We start from the raw sequence: 15,246 nt of genomic DNA, 5'->3' as shown, positions 1-15,246 counted from the left end.
AACGGTACCGGCACACGCCGGTCTGTCGGTTAATCTTCCAGAATATTGGCTAAAATGGTGTTTTTCAAAAACAACGTGAAAAGCAGAAAGCAGATGGCCCAGTAAAGATAAATGCGGTAAAAATCCTGTACGTGTTCATATACCTGCGTTCGTACGGGGGCTTTTTCCAGCCGGTCGATTTCTTTAAAAACTGTTTCCAGCCGTTTGGCATCGGTTGCCCGGAAGTAACTCCCGTTGCCGATCCGGGCAATGGATTTAAGTACTCCCTCATCAACCGCCGACGTGGCAACGGCCGGTGTGTCCGGCAAGCTATCGCGCCGGGCAGCAGCCACCGGCTCCACTTTACCAACCGCAATTGTATAAATCCGGATCCCGAACGCCCTACCCAGTTTTGCCGCCGTTACCGGATCCAGATTACCGGCGGTATTTTCTCCGTCGCTGAGCAGGATCACTACTTTAGTCCGCTTTTTACTGGCTGTATCAGCCAGGGCGGGCATCTCCGTTTCCCGCATCCGGTTGATACAGCGCGCCAGTGCGTCGCCAATGGCCGTCCCGGTTGTCGGAATCATATTTTCGCGCAGATCGGCAATGTACTGATCCAGCAGGGCATAATCGGTTGTGAGCGGGCAAAGCGAAAAGGCTTCTCCGGCAAACACAACCAGTCCGATCCGGTCGTTTTTGCGTCCTTTCACAAACATCTGTGCCATTTGACGGGCAGCAGCCAGCCGGTTCGGGGCCAGATCGGTCTCCGTCATGGACGATGAAACATCGAGTGCCAGCATAATGTCGATGCCATCTGATTGTTCGATGCGTTGTTCTTTAACAATCTGCGGACGGGCCAGTGCAACCAGAATCAGGCTGATTCCGGTAAAAAAAGCGATTGGTGTAATAAACCGCAGCCACCCAAGTAAGCTATTCACATACAGATAGGTACCAGTCGATACGTTTAGCTTTTGAGAACGGCCCTGGCTCAGTAAGTAGCGAAACAAAAACAGCAATGGCAGTGCCGGAATGGTATACAGGATCCAGCTGTTGGCAAAGCGAAACTGCTGCCACTGCCCGATTGTAAACCAATCTATTGAATACCAAGGCTCCATATACTACTACGCCGGCTTATGAAGGACGGCTTACCATTTACGTTTCTTTAGCTCACACGATCTGTCTGTAGTGAGCGCGTTGATTGACTACACATACTGAATCGCCGCCCGCCGACGGTCATATACCTGAATCGCGACATCCCGCAATAACCGCAGCGCGGCTGCCGACTGCGGGCTGAATACCCCTCCGTAAATCATACGGTCGGTCTGTTTGAGGGCATCAACCAGCTCGGCAGTTCCCTGACGTATCCGGCCCAGTTGGTTCTCCGTAATCCGCTCCGCAATCTCCCGCGTCGTCATCGAGGTAAACGGGTCTCCCTGAAGGCTTTCCAGATACATTTTCCACTGCACAATCGCTTTATTGGCGTTGTCGGTCGTGCTGTCAGCGTCAATACTGCGAATCAGGCGATTGTATTCCTGCAAAAAACGAAGGTGCCGCTGGTGAAGCCGGTACAGCCGCAGCTGACGCCGGATACTTTTGCCGAAGAGCAGGTATACGGCTCCGCTAATCACCAGTAAGGTACCGATTACCATCAGCAGTGCCGGGTAATTGAATTGCTGCCGGACTGGCAAAATCCGGGTTTCGGTGGCTAATGCCAGCGTATCAGGACGGGTTGTCTGTAGGCTCGACCGCAGGTAAACAGTATCCGGATCACTGTAGAGCGCCGTACTATCCGTTTCGCCAATGATCAGCACAGGTACCTGGAGGGTCTGAGCCGGCTGCGTTTCAAACGTAACCAGGGTATAGACGGCACTGTCGCGGCTTGTTCCCTGATCGGTCCGGGTAGGAAAAATACTGATACCCCTTACAACAAACGGCGAAAACGCGCGGGCGGTGTCCGGAAATACTATATCCTGAGCCTGCGTATGCCGGTAGCTGACCGCATACTGAAAAGGTTCACCAATGACGACCGTGTCCTGCAGGAAACGGCCAATGGGCTGATTCTGGGCATATACGGCCCTGAAACCAGACACTACAAAAGCAATAACCAGAAACCAGGTAATCTGCTGCCGCATGAATCATTTTCGTCAATAGCTGTGCAAAATACGCAAACTCCCAAAGAAAAGCCCACCCCGTTGCCGGGGTGGGCGCAAATTATGAAGCAGTTGACAGCGTATCTGAACTTACTTTGCACTGATCAGACGAACATCCGAGACCTTCCAGGATTCACCTTCCTGAATAGAGATTAATGTAAAAACCAACGTGTTATCAAAGGACTGGTTTTGTAACGTCCCTTTGAATTTAACCTTCCCGGTTACCAGGCCCGTATTCGCGCCCACAAGCCGGCTTTGGACATCACTCGTTGTGGCAGCATCAACTACTAAATGACCTCCGCTTAATGCCTGTCCAATCAGATCTTTATCGGCAGACTGGCCATCAGCGTTGGTTATCTGAAAATTATTGGCCAGAATTTTACTCATCGTACCGGTATCCTCATCCTGTAAGGCTTTAAAGAATACATTTGTCATTGTCTCCGGTACGGATTTATTCGCCGCATTGCTTTGCCCGAATGCTACATTGACCAGCCCCAAAACGAATGCTGTAAAGACTACTTTTTTCATCTCATGAAACGGTTTATAAATTATGGCCGGCAATTTTATCAAAAAAAATAACAATTAAATATTAAAAATATATTATTTAATCAGCCAGCATAATTACTAATTGATCACACGGAACAACCGGTTCCAGCGGATTTTGTGCCAGATATTTTCGGGAGCCGGATCGGCTGACATCCAGACAAATACTGCCTTACCAACCACGTGGTCTTCCGGTACAAAACCCCAATAACGGGAATCTTCGGAGTTGTGGCGGTTATCGCCCATCATAAAATAATAGTCCTGCTTAAAGGTATATTCCGTCACCGGTTTGCCGTCGATAGTGATACTTGTAGGCGTCTGTACAACCCGGGCATTATCTTCATAGCGGCTGATGACAGGCCCGTACACGGCAATCGTCTCCCGGTTTACCGGCACCGTCATGCCTTTTTTCGGTACGGTCAGCGGCCCGAAATTATCCTGATTCCAGGCGTAGACGGAACTGCCGTAAATGCCGGGGCCGGTCTGTCCCGCCGGTTCGGTCAGCGGTTCAACGCCTTTTACCCAGTCGAGCGCCTTAATTTTATCCAGCATCGCGCGGGTTGTATTAATCCGGTAACCGATCAGCTCAGAGGCGTTGGTGGCTGCGTTCTGCACTTCGACCGGCTGCCAGTTGATAAACGGCCCTTCCGGCGAGTTAAAATCGTTGACAATGTCATACTGCCGGAAAAAACGGTCATCCAGTACTTCGGTGGTTTTGATAAACCAGGTGGTTTGCGCCCGCTCCGGCAAGGCCGTTGCTTTTCCGTTGATGAAGACCTGCTCCTGCTTAATCTGCACCACATCGCCCGCAATACCGATACACCGCTTGATGTAGTTGGTCCGGAGGTCTTTCGGATAATCCGGCTCATTCGGACGCAGGGGCGGGTAGTTAAATACCACCACATCGCCGTTTTTTACGTGGGTAAAACCAGGAAGCCGGAAGGTTGGCAGTTGAATGGCGGTACTAAACGACGGAATGTTGGTTCCCCAGATTTTCTGGTGAGTCAGCGGCAGTTGTAACGGTGTCTGCGGTGTCCGGCTTCCGTAATGCAGTTTACTGACAAATAAATAGTCGCCCACCATCAGGTTGCTTTCCATCGATGGCGTCGGAATCGCAAATGCTTCCATGACCAGAAACCGGATCAGGGTCGCCGCGATGACGGCAAACAGTACAGAATCAACCCATTCGCGCAGCGGCGATTTGCGGGCACGGGACTTTTTTTCAGCCACGATCGTTTTCTTACCAAACATAAGCCTTTATGTAAACGGTTAAATGGTTCTCAATGCCCTGTAAGATAATGGCTTGTCCCGGCGTCGCGCCGGTATTATACACCAGTGGCAATATACGTTGTACAGCGGACGTACGTCCCCGTACTGAAGCCGGTTCAGGACACCGCAGCCTACTGGTTTTTAACAATAATCCGGATCGTTGTACTTCGCCCGCGATCATCGGCACAGGCAATATTCCAGACGCCGGGACGCGGCTTAAAAAATACCGCTTCAGTAGGTTTCGCCTTCCGGTACAACTTATCATTCAGGTACCAATATACCGCCTGCACATCGTTCGGAGCCTGACAGGCCAGTTGCAGATCGGACGGATTTTCAGAATCAATAAAATACTCACTACCATCGTTCGGGCTACTGATTAACAAGGCATTGGCTGCTGCGTCGGCGGCAAACACCCGCTCACAGGCCGGATTGTGGGGCGGAATACGATCATAGGGAATGTGCCGGTTTTCATAGTGGGCAATAAGCTCAGGCGATAAGGCAGGATAAAAACGCTTCACATAACCCGGCACCGAATCGCGTGGTTCGGGCAGGCAATGCACACAATAGGAAATGGTGCCGGCGAGGTTAGTATAGACCGGTTTCAGATGCTGGCAACGCTGTGCGCGCGACACACCCATAATGTAATAATCAACCGCCCGGCTATGGCAGAATTCATTCGGGACATCCCCGCTCTCGGGGCAAATCTGCCGGAGCGCCAGATTCCCTTTCGGCGCCTTGAACCAGCCCTTACCCGAATTATAATCAATGGCATTAAAAATCTGGAACAGCAACGGAGTGGCCGTATTCGCCCCGCTAAGTTCAGGCACCCCGACACCCGAAAAGTTACCGACCCAGACCCCGACCGTAAACCGGCGGTTATAGCCAATGCTCCAGGCATCCCGCCGCCCGTACGACGTTCCGGTTTTCCAGGCAATCCGGGGCAGGTGGTAGCTGTTGTCAAAATTGTTCGGCAGGTCGGGGCGCGTAATCTGCGTGAGGATATTGGTGGTCAGAAAAGCGGCCTCGGGCGACATCAGGTCGCTGCCGGTTCCGGCGGGAACGCCGGTTTGCCAGACCAGCGGTTTGATTTTCCCCTGATTAGCCAATGCGGTATAAAGCCGGGTCATTTCTTCGAGCGTCACCCCGCAACCACCCAAAATCATAGACAGCCCTAAGTCCCTGGCCTGCTTGCGGATGGTAGCAAATCCGGCTTTTTGCAGGGCTCGCACAAATGTCGGCGTACCGATGTCTTTCAGCAGCTTCACCGCCGGAATGTTGAGTGAATTGGCCAGGGCATAATCGACGGTTACGGCTCCGTTGAACCGCCGGTCATAATTTTCGGGCTCATAGCCGCCGAAGTTTGTCGGCACGTCATTGAGCTTACTTTTCGGCGTAACCAGACCCGCGTCGAAGGCCAGAGCATATAAAAACGGCTTCAGCGCACTCCCCGGCGACCGGACCGCCCGAACGCCATCGACCTGACCACCATCCAGCGTATTCCGGAAGTCGGCCGACCCGACATAGGCCATCACCTGCATGGTCTGGTTATCCACGACCAGCACTGCCGCATTCTGAACACCAACCGCCCGTACACGGTTGGTGTAATTTCCCGCCAATTGCTCAACCGCTGTCTGGATGGCCGGCCGGATGGTAGTCCGGATAATGGGCGTTGCCGGTTGTTCAGAACGCAGGCGCAGGCTCAGGTGCGGGACTTGTTGAGGAGCTTCCCGACGCCGCACAGTCAGGGGTTCCCCCACGGCATCGGCCACCACATCGGCGTCAAACAAGCCCGCCTTTTCCAGCCGTGTAAGCCATCGGTTGCGCTCCTGCAAAATGTAGGTATTGTTGCGCCCCAGCCGCAGACTCGACGGCCGGTTCGGGATAATGGTCAGGGTTGTAATTTCAGCCAGACTCAGAAGTTTGGGCGGTTTGTTGAAATACAGGAGCGACGCTGATTTGAGTCCCTCGATATTACTGCCGTATGGAATCAGGTTCAGGTATAATTGCAGAATTTCGGCCTTTGAATAATGCAGTTCCAGCTGAACCGCCCGCAGCAATTCTACCAGTTTACTGCCATAAGTCCGCTCGCGGGGTTCCAGCAACCGGACAACCTGCATGGTAATGGTCGATGCTCCCGACGTCCGGCGGCCTGCCAGCAGATTCCGCGCGAAGGCACGCAACAAGGCTACCGGATTCACGCCAGGGTGGTAATAGAAGTACTTATCTTCCTTAAACAGGATGGTTTTCTGTAAAGCCGGCGTAATTTCCTCCAGTGTTGCCGGCATACGCCAGCGGTCGTCCCGCGCCAGAAAGGCGTGCAGAATCGTCCCGTCATGTGCCGTAATGAGGGTTGAATAAGGTACATTGGTTTCCGGCGGAAATACCCGGTCCAGTATGACTGCCAGCAACAGACCCGCCAGCAGCAGCCGAACCATTTTCCGTTGCCACAGTTTTTTGGTGATGCTGATTATTTTTTCCAATATTCGCTCCAATCGCTCAAAATCAATACGTATCTGAAACTCCCCTGCCGTAGAGACGTTTTTCGTAGAAGGTCCAATCTACGCGTTGGCGGAGTATTTTTCTAAACCCGGCATACAAATGACCATACAATTTTTTGGGGCTGCCCGCACTGTAACGGGCAGTAAACACCTCATCACTACCGAAAAAGGCACCCGGATACTGCTCGATTGCGGTTTGTTTCAGGGGATTAATACCGACGAACTTAACCAGGAATTTGGCTTTGAACCAGCCAGCATCGATTATCTGATCCTGTCTCACGCCCACATCGACCATACCGGGCTGGTGCCACGGCTGATTCGTCAGGGGTTTGCCGGACCGATTTACTGCACACCGGCCACCGCCGACCTCTGCGAAATCATGCTCATGGACAGTGCGCACATCCAGCAAAAAGACCTTGAACGTATCAACGAACGGCGACACCGGCAGGGACGCGCGGAGCTGGATATGCTCTACGACGCCGACGATGTACAGGAAACGCTGAGCCGCTTCAAGACTGTTGGCTATAACGAAATTTTCTGGCTTACCGATGAAATTGAGGTACAGTTTACGGATACAGCCCACCTGCTGGGCAGCGCCGCCATCAACCTGACAATTCACGAAAAAGAAGGGCCGAAAAAGGTCTTTTTCAGCGGCGATATCGGCCGGCCAAACGACAAAATTCTGCCGATGCCGATGCCGTTCCCGCAGGCCGACTACATCATCTGCGAATCGACCTACGGCAATCAGTTGCACGAGCCTGAGCCCGACATGCGGTCGCACCTGCTCCGGATTGTGGAAGAAACCTGTGTACGCCGGCAGGGCAAGGTCATCATTCCTGCCTTTGCCGTTGACCGGACGCAGGAGCTGATTTATGCCCTTGACCAGCTCGAAAGCGAAGGCCGGTTGCCGGTTATTCCTGTTTTTGTCGACAGCCCGCTGGCGGTTAAGGCAACCAACGTTATGCGGCAGAACGAAGACTGTTTCAACCCCGAGATCCTGGCTTATATCAAAAAAGACGGCGATGCCTTTAATTTTAAGAACCTGCACTACGTTTCAGACGTACAGGAATCGAAAGACATCAACAACTGGCGGGGGCCGTGTATCATCATTTCGTCGTCGGGTATGGCCGAAGCGGGGCGCATCAAACACCACATCAAGAACAATATCGACGACAACCGGAATACGATTCTGATCGTAGGCTACTGCTCGCCCAATAGTTTAGGGGGTGCTCTAAAACGCGGCGACAGGCAAGTCCGGATTTTCGGCGAGACCTACGAGGTAAAAGCCAGGATTGCCGTTATGGACTCATTCAGTGCCCATGCCGATTACGCCGAAATGCTCGACTATTTAGGGTGCCAGGACCCTAAACTGGTCAAAAAAGTTTTTCTGGTACACGGCGATTACGATGAGCAGCTGGTCTGGAAAGAGAAGCTGGAAGCCGCTGGTTTTAAAAATGTTACCATTCCCGACATGCGCGAGAAGGTAACTTTATAGGGGCGTTTCCTGTGTTGGGCCGAAAAAAAATATCAAAAAAATGGTGTCAGGGCTTGCAAAAGCCGTTTTTGCCGCCGTATATTTGCATTCCCAACACAGGGGAAACGTTCTGCCGAAGTGGTGAAATTGGTAGACACGCACGTTTCAGGGGCGTGTGTCTTCGCGGACATGCGAGTTCGAGTCTCGCCTTCGGCACTTAAAAGTCAAACTCTTCCGGGTTTGACTTTTTGCTTTTTACGGCAACCGGGATTTTATAATCCATAAAAAAAGCCCCATACAGGGCTTACCGATAACTAACCGATAAAATACCCTACCCCGCCAGCTGAACACCCGACCGGGTCAATCCGCCGCCAATAAGGCCATTTTCGCCGGTAGCGTACAGATTCGTGTGTTTTACCAGGCTGTTTCCGATAAATCCACCGGCAAAAGGCCCGGCAAACCCGATAGTCCCTGCTCCCCCCTCTTTACTCTCTATACCCGCGCTGTTGGCCTGACGGCGCTTGTTTTTGATGTATGTATAAATACCGTAGCCGGCTCCGGCAAGCAAGGCGGCTGCGCCTAACGCAATGCCAACCGCGGTGGTCTGTTTTTTATCCATGATCATGATTCGTTGCTGGTTTTACTAGCATAACCATGTCGCGTCCAAATAGTTTTGCGCTAAAAGGCAGCGGTACTGCCCTCAAAACAGTTAACGTAACCGGACAAACCGGATCACGCGAGCCCGTAGTTGCCGGGGCCATACCAACGGTTTGACCGGATAAGACCGCCCGGCAGGTATGTTGTTTACAACGAGCGCCGTAAGGAATAAAATCAGTACCCCGCTAAGAACCGGCGTGAGTGTGTACCAGAAACCCAGACCGAGTATTTTAGCAGAACCGATATTGGCAATCAGCGCCGTTGCTCCCGCCGGTGGATGCATAGTCCGCGTAATCTGCATGCACACAATCGATGTGGAGACCGCCAGTGCAGACGCCAGCCACAACTGATCGGGCAGGAGTTTGTGCACGGCCACACCGATTAAAGAAGCCAGCACATGCCCGCCAATCAGATTCCTCGGCTGCGCCAGCGGACTGTTTGTCGCCCCGAATAGCAACACGCAGGATGCGCCGAATGACCCGATCAGAAACACACCGTCCTGCTGCGTAAAACCAGCCTGCTGCAACAGGCCAATTGATGCAATAGCGATGAACGTCCCCGCAAACGTCCAGAAATGATCGGCCGGTGATACAATCGTTTCCCGATACAGGACATACCTGACAATGCGGTACTGTCTTCGGATGCGTGCTCTCATACCCTTTCTACAAGCAAACCAATACGTTTAGTTCAGTAAAACAAAGGCCAAAATTATGGCAGATAGAGCAAACAAAAGTTACTAATATTCCGAGAAGTTTCACATCTTTGATAACAAAGGTAAAAACCTGACAAGTCAGCCGTCAAAAATATACATGATCAGCGATTCTCCTTCCGTAACCCGACGACCGTCTTCTTTCTCTGTCTGGAGCGCCAGACTTTTACAGTGGTCAACGACCATCCTCGGCACCAGCGTCTGGGTCAGTTCAGCCCTGTTTGGCCTGTACATCCTTGCCTTCTATGCAACCGCATTGTTACAGAACGATATGCAGCGATGGAATGGTGTACTCCCCCGGCTCTACACCCCGGGCGAATCAACATCGAATGGCAGTATGGGTCTGCACTTCGCAGCGGGCGGCATTATTCTGATTCTGGGCAGTATTCAGCTACTGGACAGCGTACGGCTCCGCTACCCGGCCCTGCACCGGTGGATCGGGCGATTTTATGTGCTGGCATGTCTTTCGGCAGCCATCGGTGGTCTGACGTTCATCCTGTTACAGGGCACCATTGGCGGTACGGTGATGAACATCGGGTTTGGCCTTTACGGGCTACTGATGGGCGTTGCGGCGGTGGAGACGTTCCGCCACGCGAGAGCCGGCCGGCTGGAAACCCACCGGATCTGGGCCCTGCGGCTGTATGCACTGGCCATCGGCTCCTGGCTCTATCGCATGGATTACGGTTTCTGGGTGATGCTGACCGATGCGGCCGGACATAACCAGACTTTTTCCGGCCCGTTTGACCAGTTTATGGCCTTCTTCTTCTACGTTCCGAATCTGCTCGTTGTTGAATTACTGGCCAGAGCCCGTAAGCCTGAAACATCAGCTGCCCTCCGGCTGACAGCCACCTTAGCCATCCTGTTTGCAACGTTTTTCATCGGTCTCGGCACCTATTATTTCACCAAAATCTACTGGGGGCCGCCTATTCTGGCTTGGTTTAGTTAGGCGTCTTTTCTGAGAATTTGTAGCGTCGCACTTCAGCAACGAAAGGGCTGTCCAGCGATTTACTACGGCGTTACCCGGAAAAGCTATCCGGGTAACGCCGTAGTAAATCGCTACTCCGATTTCAACGCCTTCACCGGATTGGCGAGCGCGGCTTTGGTTGTTTGATAACCAATCGTCAGCAGGGCAATGAGTACCAGTACCAGAATCGGAATAAACCAGACCAGTATATCCAGGCCGATCCGGAAGGCGTAGGTTTCCAGCCACTTATTAACCAGATACCACGACAACGGCACCGCCAGTACACTTGCCACCAGCACTAACCGTAGCGTATCCCACGCCAGCAGCGCCAGAATGCTGTTGACCGACGCTCCCAGCGACTTCCGCACGCCGATTTCCTTGGTCCGGCGGGCCGTACTGTACGATGTCAGGCCGAATAAACCGAGACAGGCAATCAGAATCGCCAGCGACGCAAACAACATAAAACTGCGGCCAAACTGCTGATCCTGCTTGTATTGGTTATTAAAAAATTCATCCAGAAAGAAGTAGTTCATCGGCGATTCCGGAAAGAAGGCCGTCCAGTTAGCCTGCACACCTTTTACAACCTTGTCAACATCCTTTGTCGATACCTTTACCGAATAAAAATCCGTGGGCAGCCATTTATAATCGGGGTCCATCAGCATGATAATGGGCGTAAACGACCGCTGCAGCCCCTGCTGGTGGTAATTTTTAACGACACCGATGATTTCGTTCGGCCGGTCGGTGGTCACTTCCAGCGCAATCCGCTGTCCGATAGCCTCCTGCGGAGATTTAAAGCCAAACTGCGCAACGGCCGCCTCGTTCAGCACCAGTCCGTAAACATCGGCGGCACGCCCCCGGTCAAAATTTCGGCCGGCCACCAGCTGCAGGCCGAAAAGCGACATAAAGTCGTAATCGACCGTCAGTGATTCATACAACCGGCTGGTACCGGCGTTTGCCCCGAAGCGCCGGTTGGCCAGCATTTGCCCCACTTCCAGCCCCGGCACGGAGCCAGAGCCGGTTACGGCCTCGACACCAGGCAGCCGCTTTACTTCGTTCCGGAAGCTTTCCAGTTTTCCGGCACTCCCCGTCGTACTGACCGGCGCGTGGAGCACCAGAATCTGATCGGTATTAACACCCAGTTTCTGGCTGGTCATAAACGAGAGCTGGCGATAAGCCACCACCGTACCGACCAGCAGAATCATGGACGCACAGAATTGCAGCACCACCAGCCCCTGGCGCAAATAACTGCCCGTTGATGAGAAGCGGTACCGGCCTTTGAGCGCCAACACGGGTTTTACGTTCGATAACACCAACGCCGGATACAGCCCCGACACCAGCACACCGACCAGCAGTATGGCCAGCATCGTCAGCCAGCGCACCGGATCGGTCCAGTCGATCAGCGGCAGGGATATGTCCAGGTAGGCCGGTAAGGTATAGCTGGCAACGGCCGCTACGGCCAGCGCAATCACCAGGGCCAGGGCATTAAGTACCAGCGATTCGGTCAGGAATTGAATGAGCAGATAACTTTTTTCGGCTCCGACCGCTTTCCGCACCCCGATTTCCCGCGTACGGTCCATCGCCCGGGCCGTCGACAGGTTGATGTAGTTGAACCAGCCCATCAGCAAAATCACCAGCGCCATAGCCGACAACCACGTAACAGCCTGCCGGTTGCCTTTAACTTCGACTTCGTTTGGCTTGGCCGGATTCAGGTGAATGTCATGCAGTGGTACCAGTTCAATGCCCCATTCGTGGTCGCGCATGGTTTCGGCGGTTTTGTACTTCTCGGCCAGTGCCGGAAACTGCGCTTCAATCTTATGCGGATCGGCCGACGGATGCAGGCGGACAAAGGTGTAGCTTTCGTGCTGGTACCAGAAGTCCCATACCTGTTTGTTCGACGTTGTCCACGACATCAGCATGTCGAACTGCATGGTTGAGTTGGCAGGCAGGTTGGCAAATACTCCGGTCACTTCGCAATCCAGTTGCCGGCTACCGGCGGTGATGTGCAGCATTTTGCCCATCGGGTCAGCGCCTTTGAAGTAGCGCTGTGCCGCTGCTTCGGAAATAACGACGGTATTCGGTGCTTTCAGGAACGTGTTCCGGTCACCTTTCATCACCGGATAGCTGAAAAACGTAAAGAAGTTTGAGTCGGCAAAGCAGACGTGTTCTTCCCGGAATTTCACGTCTTCGTAGCGTACTACCCGTGTGGAGCCCCGCCAGTTGATCCGGGTATAGTCTTCCAATTCGGGGAACGTAGCTTTGATGGCCGGTGCCATCCCGTTTGTACTGGTCGGCCAGTTTTCGGTGATTTCGCCGTTTTTCCGGAACAGTGTTTCGACGCGGTACATCCGGTCGCCATCCGCATGCATCCGGTCAAAGCTCCGCTGCCCGTCGACATAACCGCTGATGAGCAGATACGCTGTCATGGCAATGGCCAGCCCGCTGACGACAATGCCTGTATAACTTTTATGCCGGATGATATTCCGGAAAACGATTCTGGTATAATGCAGAAACATAACGTGTTGGAGGGAACAGGTTGTATTGATACAGGAAGGTATGCATTTTCCGTACAACTAGTATCTATAAAACCGATTTCTGTTTATTTATTGTAAGTTTCAGATATTCAGCCTATTTTTGCGCCCCTTTCGCAAAATACACCTCCTTATGCCTGCTGCAAATCAATTGGGTGAAGCCCCGATCAAGTCTTTGTTTTTCCGGTATTACGGCCCTGCTCTGATCAGCATTTTATCGTCGGCAGTGCATCAGATCATCAATGGCCTTATTCTGGGCCAGCAGGTCGGGAAAGAAGGGCTGGCCGCCGTCGGCCTCTACGGCCCGGTATTGATCGTCTTTGTTTCGCTGGCGTTGCCGGTCATGATCGGGGGCGGCGTGTTGATCGGCAAAAGTTTCGGCGCGGATAATACCGCCAAAGCCCAACAGGTATTTCAGTTCGCCACCACGCTTGTGCTGCTGACCGGCGGGATCATTGCCGCCTCTGCCCCGTTTATACACCAGCCATTAGCCCGTTTTCTGGCGGGCGATGCCAATCCACGCCTCGTTCAGCTTACGGCGGGGTATGCATTCTGGCAACTGCTGAGCCTGCCCTTTTTCTTTCTGGGTATGATCTGGGGCAATTTTGTACGGGCCGACAATGCACCAACCGTATCGCGGAATGCATCATTGCTGGCCGTGGCCGTCAATATCGTGCTTGATCTGGTCCTCATTGTCGGGCTGCACATGGGCGTTACAGGCGCGGCCATTGCAACGGGTATCGCCCTGTTTTCAGGCCCGGCCTATCTCTTTGGCTACATGCTGCGCGGGAAAACCCGTTACAGCCTTACCGGCTTCCGGTTTACGCTCCGGTTCGCCGCATGGAAAGAACTCCTCCGCATCGGCATTCCGTCATTCGCCTCCGAACTGGCCTTTTCGACGGGTCTCCTGCTCATCAACCGTACCCTCGTCGGCTATGGTCCGCTGGCCGTGTCGGCGTTCGGACTGGTCAACTACCTGAGTTTTATCCTGATCCGGTTGTTTACTGCCGCCATGATTGCCAGTATGCCCATTATGTCGTTCAACCTCGGCGCCAACCAACCGGCGCGGGTACTGGAAACACTGCGGTTTGCCATCAGCTTCACGGTCGTGCTCGGTGTTGTCATTACCCTGGCTGGCTTTTTGATACCAGACCTGTTCATCAGGCTTTTCTCCGGCGACCAGACGACGTCCTTCCGTGACGTAGCCACGCAGGCCATCTCGCTGTATTTTCTGCTGTTTCTGGCCGCGGGACCCAATTACCTGCTGGCGGCTTACCTCCAGAGTACCGGCCACTCAACGGTGTCCACCCTCATCAATCTGCTGAAAGGCATTGTCCTGATCAGTCTGTGTCTGCTGATATTGCCCGACCGGCTGGGCCTGACCGGCGTCTGGCTCTCCCGCTCCCTGGCCGAAATCGGAACGCTGGCACTCGTGGGTGGTTATACGCTTTTTTACCGCGAGCGGTATTATCAGACGGAGGGGATAAAGGGGTAACTCCTACTCCACCGGCACATACGGCTTACCGATCACCAGTTTGTCCCCGGAGAGATCGGCCTCGAACAGGTGTGGCACCCGGACCGTCCGGCCGTTGACGCTTTTATGGCTGTGCACCGACATCAGCAACTTGCCGCCGAAGGTGCGGAACAGCATGCCATGCCCGAAATTCGGGAGTGTAATCGGGTCGGGGTCCTGTAGCCACGGTCCGTCCAGCGTCCCGCTGGCGGAGTAGGCTACCCCCTGCGTATAGACGTCATAGATCCAGCTGGTCCAGATCATGCCCAGCCGGCCGGTGCCGGTGTTGAACAGATACGGCCCATCCGTCACCTTGTTGGGTTTGTCCTTCCCGGCCTCGTCTTTTTCGCGGCTCCAGGGCGAGTCACTGGCGCGGAACAGGACCTTACCTTTGCCGACAGAGCCGCTCAGGTCGGGTTTCAGTTCGATTTTTTCGATGGTGCCGTTCAGGTTCTGCAACCATTCGTAGCAATAGACCATATATGGTTTCCCGTCCTTGTCGACCCAGAACGTGCCGTCGAGCGTCGGTATATCCGCGGGCAGGTACGTGGCCTCCTGCATCGGCACATACGGCCCGTCGGGTGTATCGCTGACGAGGACATGGCTGGCCCGCCGTTCGATTTCACGCCCCTTGACGGTGTCGATTTTTACGGCGCGGTTGGTAAACGTGGCAAAGTAATAATACTTGTTTTTGTAGGCATGGAGTTCGGCCGCCCAGATCATCGGATTCGGGCCCATCCACGAAGCGGGGTCGGTTTGGGTCACCTTATACGGCCCATCCCACCGGCTGAGGTTTTTGCTTTTCCAGAGCAGGCCACCGGTGCCGGTCATGTAGTACGTATTGGTCGGCCGGTCGGCCAGGATAGCCGGATCGCTCAGCACAATCGAATCGAGTGGGACATTGGTCCGCAGCGGCCGTACCTGCGCCTGCTGATATGGTCCTAAAAATCCGGACACGA

12 protein-coding genes and 1 tRNA gene are annotated in these 15,246 nt (G+C 53.6%); 4 read left to right on the top strand and 9 right to left on the bottom strand.

All coding sequences use genetic code 11. The features are described from left to right. Window positions 1-29: 29 nt before the first annotated feature. From BLX24_RS22240 to pbpC, 5 genes are all read right to left on the bottom strand, one after another. On the bottom strand, window positions 30-1,097 hold the full coding sequence (locus BLX24_RS22240) for a VWA domain-containing protein (protein ID WP_071505414.1): 1,068 nt from the start codon (window positions 1,095-1,097) through the stop codon (window positions 30-32). 87 nt (window positions 1,098-1,184) lie between these two features. Next, entirely contained in the window at window positions 1,185-2,114 is a 930-nt protein-coding gene (locus BLX24_RS22235; protein ID WP_143092756.1) for a hypothetical protein, read from the bottom strand. 108 nt (window positions 2,115-2,222) lie between these two features. Continuing rightward, window positions 2,223-2,660, bottom strand: a complete 438-nt coding sequence (locus BLX24_RS22230) for a nuclear transport factor 2 family protein (RefSeq protein WP_071505489.1) — start codon at window positions 2,658-2,660, stop codon at window positions 2,223-2,225. A gap of 96 nt (window positions 2,661-2,756) precedes the next feature. Further along, a complete protein-coding gene (gene lepB / locus BLX24_RS22225; protein WP_071505413.1) occupies window positions 2,757-3,926 on the bottom strand; it encodes a signal peptidase I in 1,170 nt (389 codons plus the stop codon). Between the two features lie 149 nt (window positions 3,927-4,075). Then, window positions 4,076-6,379, bottom strand: coding sequence for a penicillin-binding protein 1C (gene pbpC / locus BLX24_RS22220; RefSeq protein ID WP_071505488.1), 2,304 nt, complete (start codon window positions 6,377-6,379; stop codon window positions 4,076-4,078). Window positions 6,380-6,542: 163 nt separating this feature from the next. Between pbpC and BLX24_RS22215 the strand changes: the two genes are divergently transcribed. Together BLX24_RS22215 and BLX24_RS22210 are read left to right on the top strand one after the other, a co-directional pair. Next, window positions 6,543-7,937: an MBL fold metallo-hydrolase RNA specificity domain-containing protein gene (locus BLX24_RS22215; RefSeq protein ID WP_071505412.1), complete on the top strand. Its 1,395-nt coding sequence runs from the start codon at window positions 6,543-6,545 to the stop codon at window positions 7,935-7,937. Window positions 7,938-8,048: 111 nt separating this feature from the next. After that, a tRNA-Leu gene (locus BLX24_RS22210) sits at window positions 8,049-8,132 on the top strand. Window positions 8,133-8,247: 115 nt separating this feature from the next. Here the strand turns inward: BLX24_RS22210 and BLX24_RS22205 are convergent. Beyond that, window positions 8,248-8,535 (bottom strand): hypothetical protein, encoded by a 288-nt coding sequence (locus BLX24_RS22205; protein ID WP_143092755.1) that lies wholly within the window; start codon window positions 8,533-8,535, stop codon window positions 8,248-8,250. 90 nt (window positions 8,536-8,625) lie between these two features. Next, window positions 8,626-9,228 (bottom strand): HPP family protein, encoded by a 603-nt coding sequence (locus BLX24_RS22200; RefSeq protein ID WP_071505410.1) that lies wholly within the window; start codon window positions 9,226-9,228, stop codon window positions 8,626-8,628. A 154-nt stretch (window positions 9,229-9,382) separates the two neighbouring features. Between BLX24_RS22200 and BLX24_RS22195 the strand changes: the two genes are divergently transcribed. Beyond that, the gene (locus BLX24_RS22195; RefSeq protein ID WP_071505409.1) at window positions 9,383-10,228 is read left to right on the top strand and encodes a DUF2306 domain-containing protein; all 846 of its coding nucleotides are present in this window, start codon (window positions 9,383-9,385) and stop codon (window positions 10,226-10,228) included. A 110-nt stretch (window positions 10,229-10,338) separates the two neighbouring features. Here the strand turns inward: BLX24_RS22195 and BLX24_RS22190 are convergent, their stop codons facing one another. Beyond that, a complete protein-coding gene (locus tag BLX24_RS22190) occupies window positions 10,339-12,759 on the bottom strand; it encodes an ABC transporter permease (protein WP_071505408.1) in 2,421 nt (806 codons plus the stop codon). Between the two features lie 148 nt (window positions 12,760-12,907). On the opposite strand from BLX24_RS22190, the gene BLX24_RS22185 reads away from it, so the two are divergent. Continuing rightward, the gene (locus tag BLX24_RS22185) at window positions 12,908-14,269 is read left to right on the top strand and encodes an MATE family efflux transporter (RefSeq protein WP_071505407.1); all 1,362 of its coding nucleotides are present in this window, start codon (window positions 12,908-12,910) and stop codon (window positions 14,267-14,269) included. 3 nt (window positions 14,270-14,272) lie between these two features. On the opposite strand, the gene BLX24_RS22180 is transcribed toward BLX24_RS22185, so the two are convergent. Next, window positions 14,273-15,244 carry a glycoside hydrolase family 43 protein gene (locus BLX24_RS22180; RefSeq protein WP_071505406.1) on the bottom strand — a complete coding sequence of 324 codons (972 nt, stop codon included), beginning with the start codon at window positions 15,242-15,244 and terminating at the stop codon, window positions 14,273-14,275. Window positions 15,245-15,246 lie beyond the last annotated feature (2 nt).

The sequence above is a fragment of the Arsenicibacter rosenii genome (assembly GCF_001870735.1).
GTDB lineage: Bacteria > Bacteroidota > Bacteroidia > Cytophagales > Spirosomataceae > Arsenicibacter > Arsenicibacter rosenii.
This window is presented reverse-complemented; position numbering and strand designations above follow the sequence as displayed.

Excerpts from the sequence above, each read along its gene's own strand:
- lepB (WP_071505413.1), bottom strand. The coding sequence starts at position 3,926 with ATGTTTGGTAAGAAAACGATCGTGGCTGAAAAAAAGTCCCGTGCCCGC.
- BLX24_RS22195 (WP_071505409.1), top strand. The coding sequence starts at position 9,383 with ATGATCAGCGATTCTCCTTCCGTAACCCGACGACCGTCTTCTTTCTCT.
- BLX24_RS22215 (WP_071505412.1), top strand. The coding sequence starts at position 6,543 with ATGACCATACAATTTTTTGGGGCTGCCCGCACTGTAACGGGCAGTAAA.
- BLX24_RS22200 (WP_071505410.1), bottom strand. The coding sequence starts at position 9,228 with ATGAGAGCACGCATCCGAAGACAGTACCGCATTGTCAGGTATGTCCTG.
- BLX24_RS22185 (WP_071505407.1), top strand. The coding sequence starts at position 12,908 with ATGCCTGCTGCAAATCAATTGGGTGAAGCCCCGATCAAGTCTTTGTTT.
- BLX24_RS22235 (WP_143092756.1), bottom strand. The coding sequence starts at position 2,114 with ATGCGGCAGCAGATTACCTGGTTTCTGGTTATTGCTTTTGTAGTGTCT.
- BLX24_RS22205 (WP_143092755.1), bottom strand. The coding sequence starts at position 8,535 with ATGGATAAAAAACAGACCACCGCGGTTGGCATTGCGTTAGGCGCAGCC.
- BLX24_RS22230 (WP_071505489.1), bottom strand. The coding sequence starts at position 2,660 with ATGAAAAAAGTAGTCTTTACAGCATTCGTTTTGGGGCTGGTCAATGTA.
- pbpC (WP_071505488.1), bottom strand. The coding sequence starts at position 6,379 with ATGGTTCGGCTGCTGCTGGCGGGTCTGTTGCTGGCAGTCATACTGGAC.
- BLX24_RS22190 (WP_071505408.1), bottom strand. The coding sequence starts at position 12,759 with ATGTTTCTGCATTATACCAGAATCGTTTTCCGGAATATCATCCGGCAT.
- BLX24_RS22240 (WP_071505414.1), bottom strand. The coding sequence starts at position 1,097 with ATGGAGCCTTGGTATTCAATAGATTGGTTTACAATCGGGCAGTGGCAG.